The sequence below is a fragment of the Polaribacter sp. L3A8 genome, assembly GCF_009796785.1.
GTDB lineage: Bacteria > Bacteroidota > Bacteroidia > Flavobacteriales > Flavobacteriaceae > Polaribacter.
In genome coordinates this window covers 3,469,735-3,488,175 of sequence record NZ_CP047026.1, presented here as the reverse complement: position 1 = coordinate 3,488,175, position 18,441 = coordinate 3,469,735, and the positions used below count along the sequence as shown (strand labels likewise).

At 31.0% G+C, this 18,441-nt stretch carries 16 protein-coding genes; 9 read left to right on the top strand and 7 right to left on the bottom strand.

Going from position 1 to position 18,441, the window contains the following annotated elements; translation table 11 throughout:
• Positions 1-51 precede the first annotated feature (51 nt).
• From GQR92_RS14385 to GQR92_RS14375, 3 genes are all read left to right on the top strand, one after another.
• Positions 52-2,286, top strand: coding sequence for a polyribonucleotide nucleotidyltransferase (locus tag GQR92_RS14385; RefSeq protein ID WP_158840720.1), 2,235 nt, complete (start codon positions 52-54; stop codon positions 2,284-2,286).
• A gap of 101 nt (positions 2,287-2,387) precedes the next feature.
• Positions 2,388-3,512: a 2-amino-4-hydroxy-6-hydroxymethyldihydropteridine diphosphokinase gene (folK, locus tag GQR92_RS14380; RefSeq protein ID WP_158840718.1), complete on the top strand. Its 1,125-nt coding sequence runs from the start codon at positions 2,388-2,390 to the stop codon at positions 3,510-3,512.
• A 69-nt stretch (positions 3,513-3,581) separates the two neighbouring features.
• Positions 3,582-5,093 (top strand): OmpA family protein, encoded by a 1,512-nt coding sequence (locus GQR92_RS14375; protein WP_158840716.1) that lies wholly within the window; start codon positions 3,582-3,584, stop codon positions 5,091-5,093.
• A 184-nt stretch (positions 5,094-5,277) separates the two neighbouring features.
• Here the strand turns inward: GQR92_RS14375 and gldC are convergent, their stop codons facing one another.
• Positions 5,278-5,610, bottom strand: coding sequence for a gliding motility protein GldC (gldC, locus tag GQR92_RS14370; RefSeq protein WP_158840714.1), 333 nt, complete (start codon positions 5,608-5,610; stop codon positions 5,278-5,280).
• Entirely contained in the window at positions 5,610-6,569 is a 960-nt protein-coding gene (gene gldB, locus GQR92_RS14365) for a gliding motility lipoprotein GldB (protein WP_158840712.1), read from the bottom strand. The genes gldC and gldB overlap by 1 nt, the downstream gene beginning before the upstream one ends.
• 59 nt (positions 6,570-6,628) lie before the next feature.
• Between gldB and nadE the strand changes: the two genes are divergently transcribed.
• Positions 6,629-7,417, top strand: a complete 789-nt coding sequence (gene nadE, locus GQR92_RS14360) for an NAD(+) synthase (protein ID WP_158840710.1) — start codon at positions 6,629-6,631, stop codon at positions 7,415-7,417.
• Between the two features lie 283 nt (positions 7,418-7,700).
• Here nadE and dnaG read toward each other — a convergent pair whose 3' ends face one another.
• The 5 genes from dnaG to GQR92_RS14335 form a co-directional block, all read right to left on the bottom strand.
• Positions 7,701-9,719: a DNA primase gene (gene dnaG / locus GQR92_RS14355; RefSeq protein WP_158840708.1), complete on the bottom strand. Its 2,019-nt coding sequence runs from the start codon at positions 9,717-9,719 to the stop codon at positions 7,701-7,703.
• 390 nt (positions 9,720-10,109) lie between these two features.
• Positions 10,110-11,348, bottom strand: a complete 1,239-nt coding sequence (gene clpX, locus GQR92_RS14350) for an ATP-dependent Clp protease ATP-binding subunit ClpX (protein ID WP_158840705.1) — start codon at positions 11,346-11,348, stop codon at positions 10,110-10,112.
• A 78-nt stretch (positions 11,349-11,426) separates the two neighbouring features.
• Positions 11,427-12,089 (bottom strand): ATP-dependent Clp endopeptidase proteolytic subunit ClpP, encoded by a 663-nt coding sequence (clpP, locus tag GQR92_RS14345; protein WP_105050245.1) that lies wholly within the window; start codon positions 12,087-12,089, stop codon positions 11,427-11,429.
• Between the two features lie 181 nt (positions 12,090-12,270).
• Positions 12,271-13,593 (bottom strand): trigger factor, encoded by a 1,323-nt coding sequence (gene tig / locus GQR92_RS14340; RefSeq protein WP_158840703.1) that lies wholly within the window; start codon positions 13,591-13,593, stop codon positions 12,271-12,273.
• 92 nt (positions 13,594-13,685) lie between these two features.
• Positions 13,686-14,045, bottom strand: coding sequence for a phage holin family protein (locus tag GQR92_RS14335; RefSeq protein ID WP_158840701.1), 360 nt, complete (start codon positions 14,043-14,045; stop codon positions 13,686-13,688).
• Positions 14,046-14,269: 224 nt separating this feature from the next.
• Here GQR92_RS14335 and GQR92_RS14330 point away from each other — a divergent pair, with 224 nt between their 5' ends.
• From GQR92_RS14330 to GQR92_RS14310, 5 genes are all read left to right on the top strand, one after another.
• The gene (locus GQR92_RS14330; RefSeq protein WP_158840699.1) at positions 14,270-14,521 is read left to right on the top strand and encodes a hypothetical protein; all 252 of its coding nucleotides are present in this window, start codon (positions 14,270-14,272) and stop codon (positions 14,519-14,521) included.
• A 492-nt stretch (positions 14,522-15,013) separates the two neighbouring features.
• Positions 15,014-15,451, top strand: coding sequence for a GNAT family N-acetyltransferase (locus tag GQR92_RS14325; protein WP_158840697.1), 438 nt, complete (start codon positions 15,014-15,016; stop codon positions 15,449-15,451).
• Positions 15,452-15,497: 46 nt separating this feature from the next.
• The gene (gene proC, locus GQR92_RS14320) at positions 15,498-16,304 is read left to right on the top strand and encodes a pyrroline-5-carboxylate reductase (RefSeq protein ID WP_158840695.1); all 807 of its coding nucleotides are present in this window, start codon (positions 15,498-15,500) and stop codon (positions 16,302-16,304) included.
• Position 16,305: 1 nt separating this feature from the next.
• Entirely contained in the window at positions 16,306-17,076 is a 771-nt protein-coding gene (proB, locus tag GQR92_RS14315) for a glutamate 5-kinase (protein ID WP_158840693.1), read from the top strand.
• Positions 17,077-17,086: 10 nt separating this feature from the next.
• Positions 17,087-18,286: a glutamate-5-semialdehyde dehydrogenase gene (locus GQR92_RS14310; protein WP_158840691.1), complete on the top strand. Its 1,200-nt coding sequence runs from the start codon at positions 17,087-17,089 to the stop codon at positions 18,284-18,286.
• Positions 18,287-18,441: the final 155 nt, after the last annotated feature.

Below are 18,441 nucleotides of genomic sequence, written 5' to 3'. Positions count from 1 at the left end.
AACATACAACAACACAACAACAAACAAATTAAAAATTTAGAATTAAAATTTATGATTCCAAAAGTATTTAGAGAGGTTATAGACCTTGGAGATGGAAGAACCATCTCATTAGAAACCGGTAAACTAGCAAAACAAGCGCACGGTTCTGTTGTTGTTCAAATGGGAAAAGCAATGTTGTTATGTACAGTAGTTTCTAACTACAAACAATCTGACGTTGATTTTTTACCGCTTACAGTAGATTATAGAGAAAAATTTGCCGCTGCAGGTAGATATCCTGGAGGTTTCTTTAAAAGAGAAGCAAGACCAAGTGATGGAGAAGTTTTAACAATGCGTCTTGTAGACCGTGTTTTACGTCCATTATTTCCAAAAGATTACCATGCAGAAGTACAAGTAATGATTCAATTAATGTCTCATGATGAAGACGTTATGCCAGATGCATTAGCAGGTTTAGCAGCATCAGCAGCTATACAATTATCAGATTTTCCATTCGAATGCCCTATCTCTGAAGCAAGAGTTGGTCGTATCAACGGAGAATTTGTAATCAACCCAAACAGAGCACAATTAGCAGAGTCTGACATCGATATGATGATTGGAGCATCTGCAGATTCTGTAATGATGGTTGAAGGTGAAATGGATGAAATTTCTGAAGAAGAAATGGCAGATGCAATTAAATTTGCCCATGAAGCTATTAAAATTCAGTGTGCTGCTCAAGTAAAATTAGCAGAAGCTTTTGGTAAGAAAGAAACTAGAATTTACCAAGGAGAAAGAGAAGATGAAGAATTAGCAGTAAAAATTAATGAACTTACTTACGATAAGTGTTATGCAATTGCTAAAAAAGGAACTTCTAAAGTAGAACGTACTACTGCATTTGCAGAAGTAAAAGAAGAATTAAAAGCTTCATTTACAGAAGAAGAATTAGCAGATTACGGTGATTTAGTTGGAAAATACTTCAACAAATCTCAAAAAAGTGCAGTTAGAGAATTAACATTAGCAGAAGGTTTACGTTTAGATGGACGTAAAACTGATGAGATTAGACCAATTTGGTGTGAAGTAGATTATTTACCATCAGTACATGGTTCATCAATCTTTACTCGTGGAGAAACGCAAGCATTAGCAACCGTAACTTTAGGAACATCTAGAGATGCAATGAAAATAGATATGCCATCTTACGAAGGTGAAGAAAATTTCTATTTACATTACAACTTCCCTCCTTTTTGTACAGGTGAAGCTAGACCGTTAAGAGGAACATCTCGTAGAGAAGTTGGTCATGGTAATTTAGCACAACGTGGTTTAAAAGGAATGATTCCTGCAGATTGTCCTTATACAGTAAGAGTAGTATCTGAAGTTTTAGAATCTAACGGTTCTTCTTCTATGGCAACTGTTTGTGCTGGTACAATGGCATTAATGGATGCAGGTGTAAAAATGACGAGACCAGTATCTGGTATTGCTATGGGATTAATTTCTGATGGTGATCGTTATGCTGTTTTATCTGATATTTTAGGTGATGAAGATCACTTAGGAGATATGGATTTTAAAGTAACTGGTACTTCAGAAGGAATTACTGCTTGCCAAATGGATATTAAAGTAAAAGGATTAGGATACGAAATTTTAGTAAATGCACTAAAACAAGCTCGTGAAGGTCGTTTACATATTTTAGGTAAAATTACTGATACGATTGCAACTGCAAACGGAGAAGTAAAAGCACATGCTCCTAAAATGATTAACAGACGTATTCCTAATGATATGATTGGTGCATTTATTGGACCAGGAGGTAAACATATTCAAGAATTACAAAAAGAAACAGGAACTACAATTGTAATTACTGAAGACGCTGTAACTGAAGAAGGAATTATTGAAATTTTAGGCACAGACCCAGCAGGAATAGAACAAGTTATTGCTCGTATCGAGTCAATGTTATTTAAACCACAAGTTGGCAGTGCTTACGAAGTGAAAGTAATTAAAATGTTAGATTTTGGTGCCGTTGTAGAATATGTAGAAGCTCCAGGAAATGAAGTTTTATTACACGTTAGTGAATTAGCATGGGAAAGAACAGAAAACGTTACTGATGTAGTAAACATGGGCGATGTTTTTGATGTGAAGTACTTTGGTTTAGACCCAAGAACTCGTAAAGAAAAAGTTTCTAGAAAGGCATTGTTACCAAAACCAGAAGGTTATGTAGCAAGACCACCAAGAGATGACAAACGTTCTGGTGGACGTGATAACAGAAGCAGAGACAATCGCGGACGTGATGATAGAAAACCAAGAGAACCAAGAAAAGAAGAGTAATTTCTTTTTAAATTGATATATAAAAATCGCCAATTAATTTTGGCGATTTTTTTTGTTTATAGCTAATTATCTAAATGCTTTTATTTTCTTTGTAACGCTTTATGAAAATACAACATATCACATATTTATCTCTAGGAACCAACCAAGGAAACAAACTAGAAAACCTACAAAATGCTATTAATTTAATAGATGACAATGTTGGTGGTATTCAAAAAATATCATCCATCTACAAAACTCCATCTTGGGGATTTAATGGTGAAGATTTTTTTAATATTTGTATTAAAGTTGCTACAAACCTAGAACCAGAAATCTTAATGATTTCACTCTTAAAAATAGAAGACAAATTAGGTCGTGAACGTTCTTCTAAAGAAGGATATCAAGATAGAAACATCGATATAGATATTCTGTTATTTAATGATGAGATTATTTTTTCTAAAACATTAATTGTTCCACATTCTAAAATGTTACAACGAAAGTTTGTAATGATTCCTTTAGTCGAAATAGCTGCAACAGTTATTCATCCAATAGTAAAAAAACAAATTTCTGCTTGCTTACAAGATTGTGATGATTCATCAGAAATTACTATAACAGATCAGAAACTACAAAGACCAATCCCTATTTCAGAAAAATATAATTACATGGCTATTGAAGGAAACATTGGTGCAGGTAAAACTTCTTTAGTTAAAATGATCTCAGAAGAATTTAATGCAAAAATGGTATTAGAGCGCTTTGCAGACAACCCCTTTCTCCCTAAATTTTATGAAGATAAAGAGCGTTATGCATTTCCGTTAGAGATGAGTTTTTTAGCCGACAGATATCAACAACTAACCGATGATTTAGCACAATTCGACTTATTTAAAAACTTCATTGTATCGGATTACTATATCTTTAAATCTTTAATTTTTGCACAAGTTACATTACAAAAGGAAGAATACCTTTTATATCGTAAAATGTTCGATTTAATGTATAAAGAAATTACAAAACCAGATTTATATATTTATTTGTATCAAGATACAGAACGACTTCTTGAAAACATCAAAAAAAGAGGAAGAGAATATGAACAAAAAATTGAACCAAATTATCTAAAACAAATCCATAATGGATATAAAAACTTTATCAAAACAGAAAAAAGCTTAAATTTGCAAGTAATAGATGTTTCAAAAATGGATTTTGTTCATAATAGAGTCGATTATGTTAAAATTGTTAACTTAATAAAGCATTTTTAAAAAAAAAAAATTATATTTTTGTAGGAATTATTCCCCCTATATTGTTTAAAAACAAAAAATCAAATTAAAATGAGGAGAATTTATTTATTTATTCTATTTAGCACTTTTATTATTGCTCAATCTTTTAGTCAATCTAATGATGGCAAAATTATTCACAAAGATAGTACAGAGGTAAAAAGCACTGATATTATTAAAGAAAGTAACACCTGGTCAATAGGTGGTGGTTTTAGTAATTTTATTATGCACGGAGATTTACGCTCTATTGGTACCAGTGATGACAAGAATTACTGGAATTTTGGAGGTTATGTTTATGTAGATAAAATGTTTAATCCAATATTAGGACTAGAACTTAAAGCTACCTATAATAAAATGTCTGGTGGAGCACAATATTTCTCAAGTATCTATAAACTTTTATATGTACCAGATGGTGTTATTAGAGATGATATGAAATTTGAAGGTAGATCTTACGGTGCTGAGTTAAATTTAATTGTAAGTTTTTCTAACCTTTTTAAGAGGGATGCACGTAAATGGAACATCGCTGGATACTTTGGTGTTGGATACCACCAATACGATTCTGCTTTATTTGATAAATTACCTGATGGTTCTTATACAAAAATTTCTGACGCAGATTTTGGTTATAACCCACAAAGAAATAGTGTAAACGAAGCTAGTTCAATTTTTCTATCTGCACAATTAGGTGTTAAAAGAAAAATAAGTAGAAGAGTAGATCTTGAATTTAGAACAGGAATGTACTTTAATCATGAAGATCATTTAGACGCAGCTATTTCTGATAAACAAAATTGGGAAAACTTTTTTATTACTAGTTTAGGAGTTGTTTTAAAACTAGGAAAGAAAAAAGAACATATCATTTGGGCTGTTGAAAAGCCTGCAGGTGCAGAATTTAAAATTATTGATACAGATGGAGATGGTGTAATGGATCAATTAGATGTTGAGCCAAACACTCCTAAAGCAGCAATGGTATATGGTAATGGTCAGGCTGTAGATGCAGATAAAGATGGCTTACCAGATTATAAAGATAAATGTCCTTTAGAATACGGTCCAATATCAAATGAAGGATGTCCTTTAAATGTTGATACAGATGGAGACGGAGTAATGGATGTAAAAGATTTATGCCCAAACACACCTGGACCAGTAGAAAACAGAGGTTGTCCTAAACAAGAAGTTGTACCACCAGTTAATATTACACAACAAATTGGATTGTTAGCTACTAGTATTTACTTTGACACGAATAGTGATGTTATTAAATTAATATCTTACAGTACTATTGATCAAATTATTATGTTAATGAAGAAAATACCAGATGTTAAGTTTGTTATTGAAGGTCATACAGATGATAGAAATAGTGATAAATACAACTTATACTTATCTCAAAGAAGAGCAGAAAGTGTTAGAAAGTATATGATTAAACAAGGTATTGTTAATGACAGATTGAGCCCTAAAGGTTATGGTGAATCTAGACCAAAATTCTCTAACGCTAATGCAGGCGGAAGACAATTGAACAGAAGGGTTGAAATTAAACCAATTGATGCAATTGGACCTGTAGAAAGAATTGATGAATAGTAAATAATTTATATCAAAAGAAAGAGACTACATATGTAGTCTCTTTTTTTTTTGGTATAGATTATCTATTTATAAAACTTTAATTCTTAAAAAGAATAAATAAGGAATTTATAAAATCTTATAAGCACAAAAAAAGGTTGTTCAAATAATTGAACAACCTTTTTTTTGTGAAACGATATTTTATTTATTTCAGCTCTAATTTCTCTGCAAAATAAGCACAAAAATCTCGCATAGTTGCACTCATTTTTTGATCATCTGTTGCACGCTCAAAAGAATCTGCCATAGAAACTAGTGTTTGATGATAAAATTGTTTCATTTCATCTACAGGCATATCTTTTGTCCATAAATCCATACGTAAAGTATCTTTTTTCTTATGATCCCAAACAGAAATCATAATAGCTTTGGATGCTTCCTTATTTATATCTCCATCTTTTGCCGTCCAAGAAATTTCTTCAGGAACTTTGTTTTCATCTAAACCAATTTCGAAATTAATTTGTGAATTATGTTTTATTGACATTATTTTTTAGGCTTGTATTTTGATCTTTTGAATAACTCTTGAGAATCAATTATTAATAATTCTTGCAAAGATACATCATTATTTTTCATATACGACCTCACTATTTGCCATCCTAACCACACTCCTATTCTTCCTGGAGATTGATTATCATTTTGCAAATAGAACTTCGAAAAAGGAGCTTCCTCCAAAAATCTTTTGTTTAGTTGTGTTTCTGTACTAAATAACAATTTTCTTTCTATAAAATATTTCCAAATATCCTCTTCATTTGTAAGAGCCCAATCCATTTTTTCTTTTGAATATCTTATTTTTAATTTATCGGAAATAGTTGGTAAATATATATCTAATAGATAGATTTTTTTTCCTTCATGAATCATCTTACCAATAAAGCTTCTATTAGGTAAAGGCACTAATTGCTTTTCTATTATAGAATTTGCAACATCAACAATTATATTATTTTTGGTATTATTCTCTTTAATATACTTTGGATAATCTGAATAAAATTTGTGTGTTTTTCCTAAATAAACATCTAAAGAAATAAACAGCAAACTATCTGCATAAATAACTCTACTTTTATAATCTATATTAGAGATCATAGTAACTACATTAGGCGCTTTAAACTTCCTATTGTAATGTTTTATATGCTTAAAAAGATCTAATAGCTCAATTTTTAATTCTGGAATATTCTTATATAGCTTTTGAGTTTCATTAAATAATTCTTGTTCTTCTTTGTTATTTAGCTTAACAATTGCTAAACTATCTGTAAATGTTTTTGGAAACAAATAAGGATACTTCTTCTTAAGAATTGGTAATTTATTTTCAGTACTATTATAAAAATCAACCTCGTATCTTTTTATGGAAAAATCAACATTTATGGTTGAAACATCAATTTGATTGTTTTTTTTATCAGAACATGAAAAAATTGCACATAAAACCATTAAATTCATAAAATAAAATCTCATATTCTTTGTATATTAGTCTTTAGATTTAAGAACGCTAAAAATACTAAAATAGTTTATCAATGAAGACTGAAAAGGTTGCCGAGTACATCATAAAATGGTTAAAAGAATATGCTGAAAATGCAAAAGTAAAAGGATTTGTAATTGGAATTTCTGGCGGAATTGACTCTGCTTTAACATCCACTTTATGTGCAAAAACAGGATTCCCTACTTTATGTGTAGAAATGCCTATTCATCAAGCTCCTAGCCAAGTAACTAGAGCACAAGAACATATTACGCAGTTAAAAGATAATTTTAAAAATGTATCTGATGTAAAAGTAGATTTAACGTCTACCTTCGAAGATTTTAAAAATGTTTTACCAGCTGCAGAACCTTCTGCAACCGTAGATTTATCTTTAGCCAACACTAGAGCTAGACTTAGAATGACCACTTTATACTATTTAGCAGGTTTGCACGGGTATTTAGTAGCAGGAACAGGTAATAAGGTAGAAGATTTTGGAGTTGGTTTTTACACCAAATATGGTGATGGAGGTGTAGATTTAAGTCCAATTGCAGACTTAATGAAATCTGAAGTATATAAATTATCTGCATTTTTAGGTGTACCAAATTCTATACAAAAAGCACAACCAACAGATGGGTTATTTGGTGATAGTAGAACAGATGAAGATCAAATTGGCGCTTCTTACGATGAACTAGAGTGGGCAATGAATATGCAAGAGAATGGAAAATTAGAAGGTGATTTTAAAGGAAGAGAACTAGAGGTCTTTAAAATTTATACGAGACTAAATAGAATTAACCAACATAAAATGTTACCGATACCTATTTGTAAAATACCTGAAAATATTAAATAAAGTTTTTGTATAAAAAAAACCTTAATTTGGCTATATTAAGGTTTTTTTTATTACAGAATATTTGCTGCAACCATCATTTTTTTTATTCTCATATAGGCTCGTTTTTTTGAGCCTTTAGATATTTCAAATGGTAGCAAAATGAATAACTGAATAATTTTTAGTAATTGTAGTAGTGTTTTCATAGTAACAATATTTTCTTTTTGCGAGTGCAATATACAATAATTCTATCTAATGATAAATTATTGCTATGGGGTTAAACACCCTATTTTACAATTTGTTAATGTTACACAACCCTATTTAGTTTTTCAAATAGCCTCATTTTTAAGCTTGTATAATTTTTAATAACCTCCAAATCTATTGCAGCCCCTTGGTTTTTAACAGCGTCATCCATCAACTCTTCAATTTTTTCACCGATTAAGACTCTCCTTAAATTATACACCACATCGTTTACGTCTTTTGCTAAAACTTCTAGGGCAGATTTTACTTCTATATTTTGTCCTTGCCAATCACTTAGTTGTCTATTCGGGTTTTCTTTCTCCATTAAAATAGAGGTTACAATGGTAGATATTTCTGAATTCTTGTGATTAATCAAACCATCAATATCTAATTTTTCTAACTGATTTAATTGGTGAATAATTTCTGTATAAATTTCTTGAAAGAGAGCATTAGAAAATTCTATTTCATCTTCATGTAAATGCACATAAATTTCTGCTGAAACCGTGTTTTCATACTTTCTAGTATCTATCTTCTCCCTTCCTTCTTCATCAACATGAATTACTTCTTCAATAAATTCTACCTCTTCATTTCCGTATAAAAGTAAAATTTTAATAATTTCATTTTCTAAAATCGAAAGTTGATCTATTTTTTGAGACGCAACAGCGCCACCTTTTACCAATCCCATCTTGCCTTTTTCTTGCTCCATAAAATATCCAGGAGGTGGCTCATTAGAGTTTTGCTGAGTGTTGTTTTGCTGTCTGCTTACTTTATTTTTTTCTTGCGCTCCTTTTTTTAATAACTGTGCCAATTCACTAAACAAAACGCGTTCAGAAATATCCATGATTCTAGAACATTCTTGCACATAAACTTCTCGTTGAATGCCGTCTGGTATTTTAGAAATACTGGTTACAATGTCTCTAATTACGCCTGCTTTTTTAATAGGGTCGTTATTAGAATCTTTTAATAAGAGAGATACTTTAAAGTTGATAAAATCTTGTGCAGAATCTTCTAAATATTTTTTTAACTCAGCGTTTGAGTTTGATTTTGCAAAACTATCTGGATCTTCACCGTCAGGAAACTGAACTACTTTTACGTTCATTCCTTGTTCTAAAATTAAATCGATACCACGAATGGAAGCTCTAATACCAGCTGCATCTCCATCAAAAAGTACCGTAATATTTTTAGTCAGTCTGTTTACCAATCTAATTTGATCTGGGGTTAAAGCGGTACCCGAAGAAGCAACAACATTTTCTACACCAGATTGATTAAAAGAAATTACATCTGTATAACCCTCTACCAAAAAACAATTGTCTTGTTTGGCTATTTCTTTTTTTGCTTGGTACAATCCATACAAAATTTTACTCTTATGGTAAATATCACTTTCTGGTGAATTTAAATATTTAGCTGCTTTTTTATCCGCAGTTAAAATACGACCTCCAAAACCTAAAATTCTACCAGACATAGAATGTATCGGAAACATTACACGACCTTTAAAACGGTCGAATTGCTTGTTTTCTTTTACAATGGTCAATCCTGTAGATGCCAAAAACTTTAAGTCGTACCCTTTTGATAATGCTGCTTTTGTAAAATTATCCCACTCGTCAATACAGTATCCTAATTCGAACTTAGTAATGGTTTCATCTGTAAAACCTCGTTCTTTAAAATAAGATAAACCTATCGCTTTTCCTTTATTAGAATTTAGCATTACATCATTAAAATAGTCTTTGGCAAAAGTTGAAACTAAGAACATGCTTTCGCGTTCATTCATCTGAGCTTTTTCTTCGGATGATTGCTCTGCTTCTTCTATTTCTATATTGTACTTTTTGGCTAACCACCTTAATGCTTCTGGATAGGTGTAATGTTCATGCTCCATTAAAAATGAAACAGAGTTGCCCCCTTTTCCTGTAGAAAAATCTTTCCAAATTTGTTTTACGGGAGACACCATAAAAGAAGGTGATTTTTCGTCTGTAAACGGGCTTAAACCTTTAAAGTTACTTCCTGCTTTTTTTAGCACCACAAATTCGCCAATAACCTCTTCTACTCTTGCAGTTTCGAAAATGCGGTCTATAGTACTTCTTAATATCATTTGTTGTTGTTTATGCTTTTTAAACCTAACAGGTTTTGGAAGGCTTATTTTTTAAATAATGTAAACTACAGATCTTTTATAATTTGGCTAAAGCCATTAATCTACTCCTTATATATAACACAGGCTAAAGCCTGAGGCAACTCAAAAATAAAACATTTTTTTATTCTATTTTCAAATATCATTAGATTAACCCATTGTAAACCAAAAAAACCTCAAAGGTTTTTAAAACCTTTGAGGTTTGTATAAATTTAAAAAAATTATTTTTATAGACTTCCTTTTTTTAGTTAGCTATACGCGTTAAGGATTGCGCAATTGTTTGAGCTCTTTTTTGTTTTTCTACAAAAAAAGCGAGTGCAAAAGCCTGACCCTTGTGGTAACGCCTAAAAAAACTTAAGAAGCTGCCTTTAATTTCTTTAATGTTGAGTTTGATAATTTTGCTTCTGCATATTCTTTGGTTACATTAAATTCTTTTTCGTTAGAACTTGGTAAATCAAACATTGCGTCTGTAAAAATTGCTTCGCATAAAGAACGCAATCCTCTTGCGCCTAATTTATATTCAACTGCTTTTTCTACAATATAATTTAAGGCTTCTTCTTCTATAGAAAAGGCAACATCATCCATTGTAAATAACTTAGAGTATTGCTTAATTATAGCATTTTTAGGTTCTGTTAAAATAGCTCTTAACGTTTTAGCGTCTAAAGGATTCATGTAGCTTAAAACTGGTAATCGTCCAATAATTTCTGGAATTAAACCAAATGCTTTTAAATCTGAAGGGATAATGTATTGTAACAAGTTTTCTTCATCTACTTTATCATCATCTAAAGATGCTCCAAAACCTACAGCTTGCATATTTAAACGCTTACTTATATATCTTTCGATACCAGAAAATGCACCACCAGCAATAAATAAAATCTCTTTAGTATCTACTTCTATAAATTTTTGCTCTGGGTGTTTTCTTCCACCTTTAGGTGCAACATTTACAACTGTACCTTCTAATAATTTTAATAAAGCTTGCTGTACACCTTCTCCAGAAACATCTCTTGTAATAGAAGGATTGTCTCCTTTTCTTGCAATTTTATCAATTTCATCGATAAAGATAATACCTCTTTGTGCTTTTTCTACATCGTAGTCTGCAGCTTGCAATAATTTACTTAAAATGCTTTCTACATCTTCACCAACATAACCTGCTTGTGTTAAAACGGTTGCATCTACAATAGCAAAAGGAATGTTTAGCATTCTTGCAATTGTTTTTGCAACTAAAGTTTTCCCTGTACCGGTTTCTCCTACTAAAACAATGTTAGATTTTTCTATCTCTACATCATCTTCTTCGTCTTTTTTCTGTAATAATCTTTTGTAGTGATTATAAACAGCAACAGCCATGGCTCTTTTAGTTTCTAATTGACCAATAATGTATTGATCTAAGAATTCTTTTATTTCCTTTGGCTTTTTTAGCATTAAATCTTTAGACAAGTCGCCAGATTTTGCATCAGAAATTTCTTCTTCTACAATACCGTGTGCTTGCTCTATACATTTATCGCAAATATGAGCATCCATCCCTGCAATCAGCAAGTCTGTTTCTGCTTTTTTTCGTCCGCAAAACGAACACTCTAAATTTTCTTCTTTTGACATTTTAAATGGCTTTAGGCTTTATGCCTTATGCCTTATGCAGCTCTTACCGCATAAAGCCTATTGCTTATCGCTAAATAATTACTTCTTTCTTGCTAAAACTTCATCAATCATTCCGTAAGCTTTTGCTTCGTCTGCTTTCATCCAATAATCTCTATCAGAATCATTGTGTACTTTTTCTACAGATTGACCAGAGTGGTTTGCAATAATATCATACAACTCTCCTTTTAACTTTATAATTTCTCTTGCAGTAATTTCGATATCTGAAGCTTGCCCTTGTGCGCCACCTAAAGGTTGGTGAATCATTACTCTAGAGTGTGGTAATGCAGAACGTTTACCTGCTGCTCCTGCACACATTAAAACGGCTCCCATAGAAGCTGCCATACCTGTACAAATTGTTGCTACATCTGGTTTTATAAACTGCATAGTATCATAAATACCTAAACCTGCGTAAACGCCTCCTCCTGGAGAATTGATGTAAATTGATATATCTTTATTAGCATCTACACTTTCTAAGAACAATAATTGTGCTTGAATAATGTTTGCTACTTGGTCATTAATTCCTGTTCCTAAAAAGATAATTCTATCCATCATTAAACGAGAAAAAACATCCATTTGTGTAATGTTCATCTGGCGCTCTTCCATAATATATGGCGTTACACTACTTGTAATCTTACCGTAATAGTTGCTGTTAATTCCGTGATGTTTTGTTGCGTATTTTTCGAACTCTTTTCCGTAATCCATTTTCGTGATGCTGTTTTAAGTTTAATACTGTAAATATAAGAACTATTTTTTACTATTTTCTTTCAGTTTGTCGCTAAAAAAACCTGAATCTAACAACTCAGGTTTTTGTCTTCTAGTCATTGCGAGGTACGCAGCAATCTGTAAATTAAAGAAGAGATTGCTTCGTTCCTCGCAATGACAATTATTTATACACTTCTTTAATAAAGTCTTCGTAAGAAAGTTCTTTCGATTTAAAACTCATGTTCTCTTTGTAAAAAGCCAATAATTTCTGACTGATTAATTGAGATTGTAATTTCTGAGCTTCTTCTTGGTTTTGTAAGATTCTACCAGCAATATCATCCAATTCTTTTTCTTCTGGATTCATGTTACCAAATTGAGCCATTTGCGTACGGATAAATCCTTTTGCATAGTTTACCAATTCTGTATAATCTATTTTAATATCATTATCTTTCATTACTTTACCTTCAATTAATTGGTAACGTAATCCTTTTTCTGATTTATCAAATTCTGCAGTAGCTTCTTCTTCTGTTAAAGGTTTTTCTCCTGCTGTTCTTAACCATTTCTTTAAGAAACCTGCAGGTAAATCAAACTTTGTGTTTTCTACTAAATGCTCTGTAATTGCATTTAATAATTGTTGATCTCCTTGTTGCTTAAATTGCTTTTCTGCGTCTTCTTTAATTTTATCTCTTAATTCAGTTACAGAAGTTACACTTCCGTCTGCAAATAATTTATCAAACAACTCTTTGTCTAACTCAGCTGGTTCTGTTTTTGTAATTTCTTCTACCGTTAAAGTTACAGTAACATCTAAATCGTGAATTACGTCATGCTCAACACCTAAAATGTGTTGTAATTTATGAGCGTCTTCAAATAAATTCTTAGTACCTAACTCAACTACATCACCAACTTTAGCACCAACTAGTTTAGCAATGTTCTCATCACCATTTAAGTCTTTTACTATAAAAGTAGATTTTTTGTTAATTTCTTTTTCTTCATTTACAAAAGTACCTGTAATATTAGAATCTTCAGCAGCTTCTTCTATTGCACTTACTTTTCCGTAACGAGTTAGAATGTTCTTAACTTCTTCGTCAAGTAATTCTTCTGTTGCTACAATGTTATATTGTGTAACTTTTTCTTTAGATTTTAAATCTACATCAAAAACAGGTGCTAAACCTAATTCGAATTCAAAAGAAAAAACGGCTGCATCCCAATTAAAATCTTCTGTCATTCTAGGTAAAGGATTACCTAGCATTTCTAATTTTTCTTCTGTTATAAATTTATTTAAAGACTCTTGTAAAAGCTTATTTACTTCATCTATCATGATAGATTTACCATACTGCTTTTTAATCATCCCCATTGGTACATGTCCTTTTCTAAAACCAGGAACATCTGCCTTTTTACGATAATCTTCTAATAAACCTGTTACTTTTGCTTGATAATCATCAGCAACAATATCTACTTTTACAACTGCGTTTAACGCATCAATGTTTTCTTTTGTAATATTCATTTCTTGTCTTTTATCTTAAAAAAATCGAGTGCAAAATTAATCATTTTAATTGATTGCACAAATGTTAAATACTTCTATTTCAGTAATGTTATTTAGTTTTCTATTGATTTATTGTCATCATTTAATAAGGTAAACAATGCAGATCTAAAAACAGATAGTAAGACACTGAATAATAAGGCTGCAAAGAATCCTGATACCGCAAAACCATCTACCAATTTATCTGCCAATAAAATAATGCAAGCATTAATTACAAATAAGAATAACCCTAAAGTTACTATAGTAGCTGGTAATGTAAAAAAGATTAAAATTGGGCGTACAAACATATTTAATAATGCAATTACAATTGCAACAATAATTGCAGCTCCATAACCACCTACGCTAACTCCTGGCAATATCTTTGCTAAAATAATTACGGCTAAAGCTGTTAATAAAATTTTTAAAAATGTTTTCATACTTTTTAATTTAAATACTTGCGTACACAAGAATAACAATCTTTGTTGGTAAATGCGAAAACTATACCAAAGGAAAAAGCCTGCATTTTTGTCATGTTTTATAAATAACTAATTTGTTTTTTAACTTAAAACCGATAACTTAGCTACTTTATATACTAACTTATTTAGATCGCTATATTTCTAAAAAATACAGAAATCTATTGATAGATAAAAACTACAAATAAATGAACACGAACGATCCTTTAAAAAATCAAATCTTTGAAATTATCGAGAATCAAATTAGAGATAATAATCCAAAAGAAAGCAATGTAACTTATAAACGATTAATGGAATTAGGGTACAACAAAACAGAATCTAAACAATTTATGAGTCAATGTATGGCAATAGAATTATTAGATGTTATAAAGAATAAAAAACCGTTTAACGAAATTAGGTATGATAACAATTTAAAAGCATTACCTAAAGAGCCTTTTTAATAAAAAACGCAATTCAGAAAGCTTTACTAGCGTAGCAAACACAGTCCGTTTCTATTAGTTTTAATTAAATTCTAAGTTTATCATACCATCTTATAAAAGAACGAAACACCTATTCTTTCTTCGGATGAATGCGATACTTAAAACCAACAAGATTACCTGTAAACACAGGTGATAATTAAACGTTTTCAACAACTTAATTATCACAATTTCAACTACATTTAAAAATGTAAAAACACCCACTTCCCTTTATTAAACTCCATATAATTTGACAGTGGCATATCATTTTTGTACCTTTGTGTACTTCTAAGCAAGGATACAAAAACTGAATAATATTAGAATATTCAATTTTTAGTAAGAGGTTTTTAGAAATCAGTCTAAAAACTTACACCTTCTTTTTTTTAGTTAAACAAACAGTTCGTTTAACACGTTTTTACATAGCTTTTTCGGCTTTTCATTATTTATCGTTTTAGATAAATCAAATCAATAATTATAATGATAATTAAAACTTTTGATTCCTTTACAAGGATGTCATACATAAATATTAATAAAATTTCAAAATTTTTATATGAACATTTAGAAGATTGTGAAAATGAAAAAAGAGCTATTCGTAAGTCTCTTTTATATGCCGCAAAAGAAACTTCTAGCATAGGTGGTTATGCATTTATTGTAGAAGAAAAAGACAACATAATTGGCGCAATTATTATCAATAAAACAGGTATGAATGAGTATCAATCAGAAAATCTGATAACTTATCTCGCTGTTCACAGAGATTTTAGAAAACAAAAAATTGCAACAAAATTAATAAAAAAAGCAACCAATTATTGCAACGGTAACTTATCGCTAAACATACATAAGGATAATAATGCCATTGAATTATTTAAGAAAAACGGGTTTGAATCAAAAAAAATTCAAATGACATTGCACAAATAGTTTACAAAATAAAAATTAAAAAATAGTAACACTTAATACAAACAAAATGAAAATATTAGTAATTGGCGCAGGAAACATGGGACTAACATACGCCCAAGGAATGTCTAAATCTAGATTGTTAAAGAAAAAAAACATCATGGTTTTAGACAAATCTGCAGAAAAGCTAGAAGAATTAAACCAAATATCTCACTTTGATGCCTTTAAGGAACTAGAAGACTGTGTACCAAAAGCAGACATTATCTTTATTGCAGTAAAACCATATCATGCAGAAAACCTATTTAAAGCATTAAAACCCTTTACAAAACCGGGTCAGGTTATTGTATCTATTATGGCTGGTGTTAATATAGAAAACATCAAAAAATATTCTGGACTAAACAAAATAGTAAGAGCAATGCCAAACCTACCAGCACAAATTGGTAAAGGTTTAACCTCTTACGTAACTTCTGCAGAAGTATCTAGAATAGAAAAATTAACTGTAGAAAGCCTATTAGATACCACAGGTAAATCTATGGAAGTAAGTAGTGAAAAATTGATTGATGCATCTACAGGAATTTCTGGTAGTGGTCCCGCTTATGTATTTTACTTTATGCAAAGTATGATGGAAGCAGCCTTAAAAATGGGCTTTTCAAAAAACGATTCTTCTGTATTGGTAAGTCAGACTTTTACAGGCGCCGTAGAATTATTTAATCAATCTAACTTATCGCCAAATTCTTGGATGGAAAAAGTAGCTTCTAAAGGTGGTACTACACGTGCGGCATTAGATTCTATGGAAGATAATAATGTAAATGAATTAATTAAAGACGCTGCTTTTGCTGCTTTTAACAGGGCTGTAGAAATGGGTAAAGAACATTAGAATGTATAAAGAAAGAATAGTAATAAAAGTAGGCACCAACGTAATGACAAATAGGGATAACAGAATTGTTAGACCTGTTTTAAGACGTTTAGTAAAACAGGTTGCAGAATTATATGAACGTGGAATTATTTGTATCCTAGTTTCTTCTGGATCTGTAATTGCTGGTAAAGAAGTTTTAGGAGAATCTAATATAGAAAACGAAACACAAAGAAGACAAGTATATTCTGCCATTGGACAACCAAGAATGATGCGTCATTATTACAATATTTTTAATGATTACGGAATGAAATGTGCACAAGTTTTACCAACAAAAAGAGATTTTTCTCCGGGTGTGCATAGACAAAACATGATTAATTGTTGCGAAGGTTTATTGGCCGAAGGAGTCATCCCCATTGCCAATGAAGATGATGCAGTCTCTGTAACCATGTCTATGTTTTCTGACAATGATGAGTTGGCTAGTTTAATTGCTCAGTTAATAAATGCTGATAAATTAATTATTCTAACCGATATTGATGGATTGTATACAGGACACCCAGAAGCAGAAAGTAGTAATTTAATTACCAATGTAAATCCAGATGAAGATTTGGACAAATACATAAAAGATAGCAATAAGAAACCTGGAGAAGGTAGAGGCGGAATGGGTTCTAAATTAGATTATGCACAAGAAGCAGCCTCTAACAACATACCTACTTATATAGCAAATGGAAAAAGGGATAACACGATTATTGATATTATTGACGGAAAGTCTGTCGGTACAAAAGTGGCACTTTAAAACCTATAAGATGAAATTATTAAATACAACCATTAAAAATAACGTATTAACAAGCATGACCAGAATTCTTGATGAAAATCGAGAAGCATTATTAAAAGCGAACAAAAGAGATTTAGATGCTTTTAATAAAGAAGATCAGGCAATGTTTGACCGTTTGATTTTAAACGATCAAAAAATTGATGGAATGATAAAAGCCATCAATGAAGTAAAAGCGCAAGAAGACCCAGTAAATCAAATTATAAGTCATAAAACTTTAGAAAACGGATTAAAAGTTACCAATAAAACGGCTCCTTTTGGCACCATTATGATTATTTACGAATCTAGACCCGATGTTACCGTAGAAGCTGCCGTTTTAGCTTTTAAATCTAATAATAGAATTTTACTAAAAGGCGGTAAAGAAGCCATACATAGTAACAAATTCTTAGTAGCTCTTTGGCACAAAGCATTAATAGAAAATAAGCTAAGTGAAGATTATATAAAGTTCTTGCAAATGGATAGAACAGAAACACAAGCGTTTTTAAAAAACCCAACAGAACAATTAGATTTAATTGTACCTAGAGGTGGCGAACGCTTAATTAATTTTGTAAAAGAACATGCAACTTGTGCCGTTTTAATTAGCGGTAGAGGAAATAACTTTATTTATATTGATGAAAATGCAGAATGGAACAAAACCTTGGCTGTTATTATTAATGCAAAAACAGCTAAAATTTCTGCTTGTAATGCGTTAGATAAAATTCTTATTAATAAAAATATAGAAAATTACGAGGAAAAATTAAAAGAGTTACAGGCTGTTTTAAAAGAAAGAAATGTAACTATTCTAGTTGATAAAAGCGTTAAAGAAATATTAACAGACGAAACTGTAATTTCTGAAGAGAGTGTTTGGAAAGAAGAATTTTTAGCATTAAAATGCTGTATTGGTGCTGTAGAGAATTTAGACGAAGCAACCGAAATGATTAATAAATATTCTGGAGGACATTCTGCAGCAATAATGACCACAAATGATGAAAATGCAGAAAGTTTTATGCAACAAGTAGATTGTGCTGCTGTGTATAAAAATTCTTCTACAAGGTTTACAGATGGAGGGCAATTAGGTGTTGGCGCAGAATTAGCTATTAGTACAGACAAATTACACCACAGAGGTCCGTTAGGGTTAAAAAAATTAGTGACCAATAAATATTATATTATTGGAGATGGTAACGTGCGTGTATAAGGTATTTTATGAATTATTTTCGCTTTTGATTTCCCTATTAAATAAAAGGGAAATCAGAAGTTTATTAAAAAACTTATTTAGATAAACTAGCTCGCGTTAGGGATTGTAGTGAAAAGCCCACAGGGAGGAACGACCGAGGACTTGCAACGTAAAGC

Bases quoted from the DNA above. Each gene is read 5' to 3' on its own strand.
- GQR92_RS14385 (WP_158840720.1), top strand. From the start codon at position 52: ATGATTCCAAAAGTATTTAGAGAGGTTATAGACCTTGGAGATGGAAGA.
- folK (WP_158840718.1), top strand. From the start codon at position 2,388: ATGAAAATACAACATATCACATATTTATCTCTAGGAACCAACCAAGGA.
- GQR92_RS14375 (WP_158840716.1), top strand. From the start codon at position 3,582: ATGAGGAGAATTTATTTATTTATTCTATTTAGCACTTTTATTATTGCT.
- gldC (WP_158840714.1), bottom strand. From the start codon at position 5,610: ATGTCAATAAAACATAATTCACAAATTAATTTCGAAATTGGTTTAGAT.
- gldB (WP_158840712.1), bottom strand. From the start codon at position 6,569: ATGAGATTTTATTTTATGAATTTAATGGTTTTATGTGCAATTTTTTCA.
- nadE (WP_158840710.1), top strand. From the start codon at position 6,629: ATGAAGACTGAAAAGGTTGCCGAGTACATCATAAAATGGTTAAAAGAA.
- dnaG (WP_158840708.1), bottom strand. From the start codon at position 9,719: ATGATATTAAGAAGTACTATAGACCGCATTTTCGAAACTGCAAGAGTA.
- clpX (WP_158840705.1), bottom strand. From the start codon at position 11,348: ATGTCAAAAGAAGAAAATTTAGAGTGTTCGTTTTGCGGACGAAAAAAA.
- clpP (WP_105050245.1), bottom strand. From the start codon at position 12,089: ATGGATTACGGAAAAGAGTTCGAAAAATACGCAACAAAACATCACGGA.
- tig (WP_158840703.1), bottom strand. From the start codon at position 13,593: ATGAATATTACAAAAGAAAACATTGATGCGTTAAACGCAGTTGTAAAA.
- GQR92_RS14335 (WP_158840701.1), bottom strand. From the start codon at position 14,045: ATGAAAACATTTTTAAAAATTTTATTAACAGCTTTAGCCGTAATTATT.
- GQR92_RS14330 (WP_158840699.1), top strand. From the start codon at position 14,270: ATGAACACGAACGATCCTTTAAAAAATCAAATCTTTGAAATTATCGAG.
- GQR92_RS14325 (WP_158840697.1), top strand. From the start codon at position 15,014: ATGATAATTAAAACTTTTGATTCCTTTACAAGGATGTCATACATAAAT.
- proC (WP_158840695.1), top strand. From the start codon at position 15,498: ATGAAAATATTAGTAATTGGCGCAGGAAACATGGGACTAACATACGCC.
- proB (WP_158840693.1), top strand. From the start codon at position 16,306: ATGTATAAAGAAAGAATAGTAATAAAAGTAGGCACCAACGTAATGACA.
- GQR92_RS14310 (WP_158840691.1), top strand. From the start codon at position 17,087: ATGAAATTATTAAATACAACCATTAAAAATAACGTATTAACAAGCATG.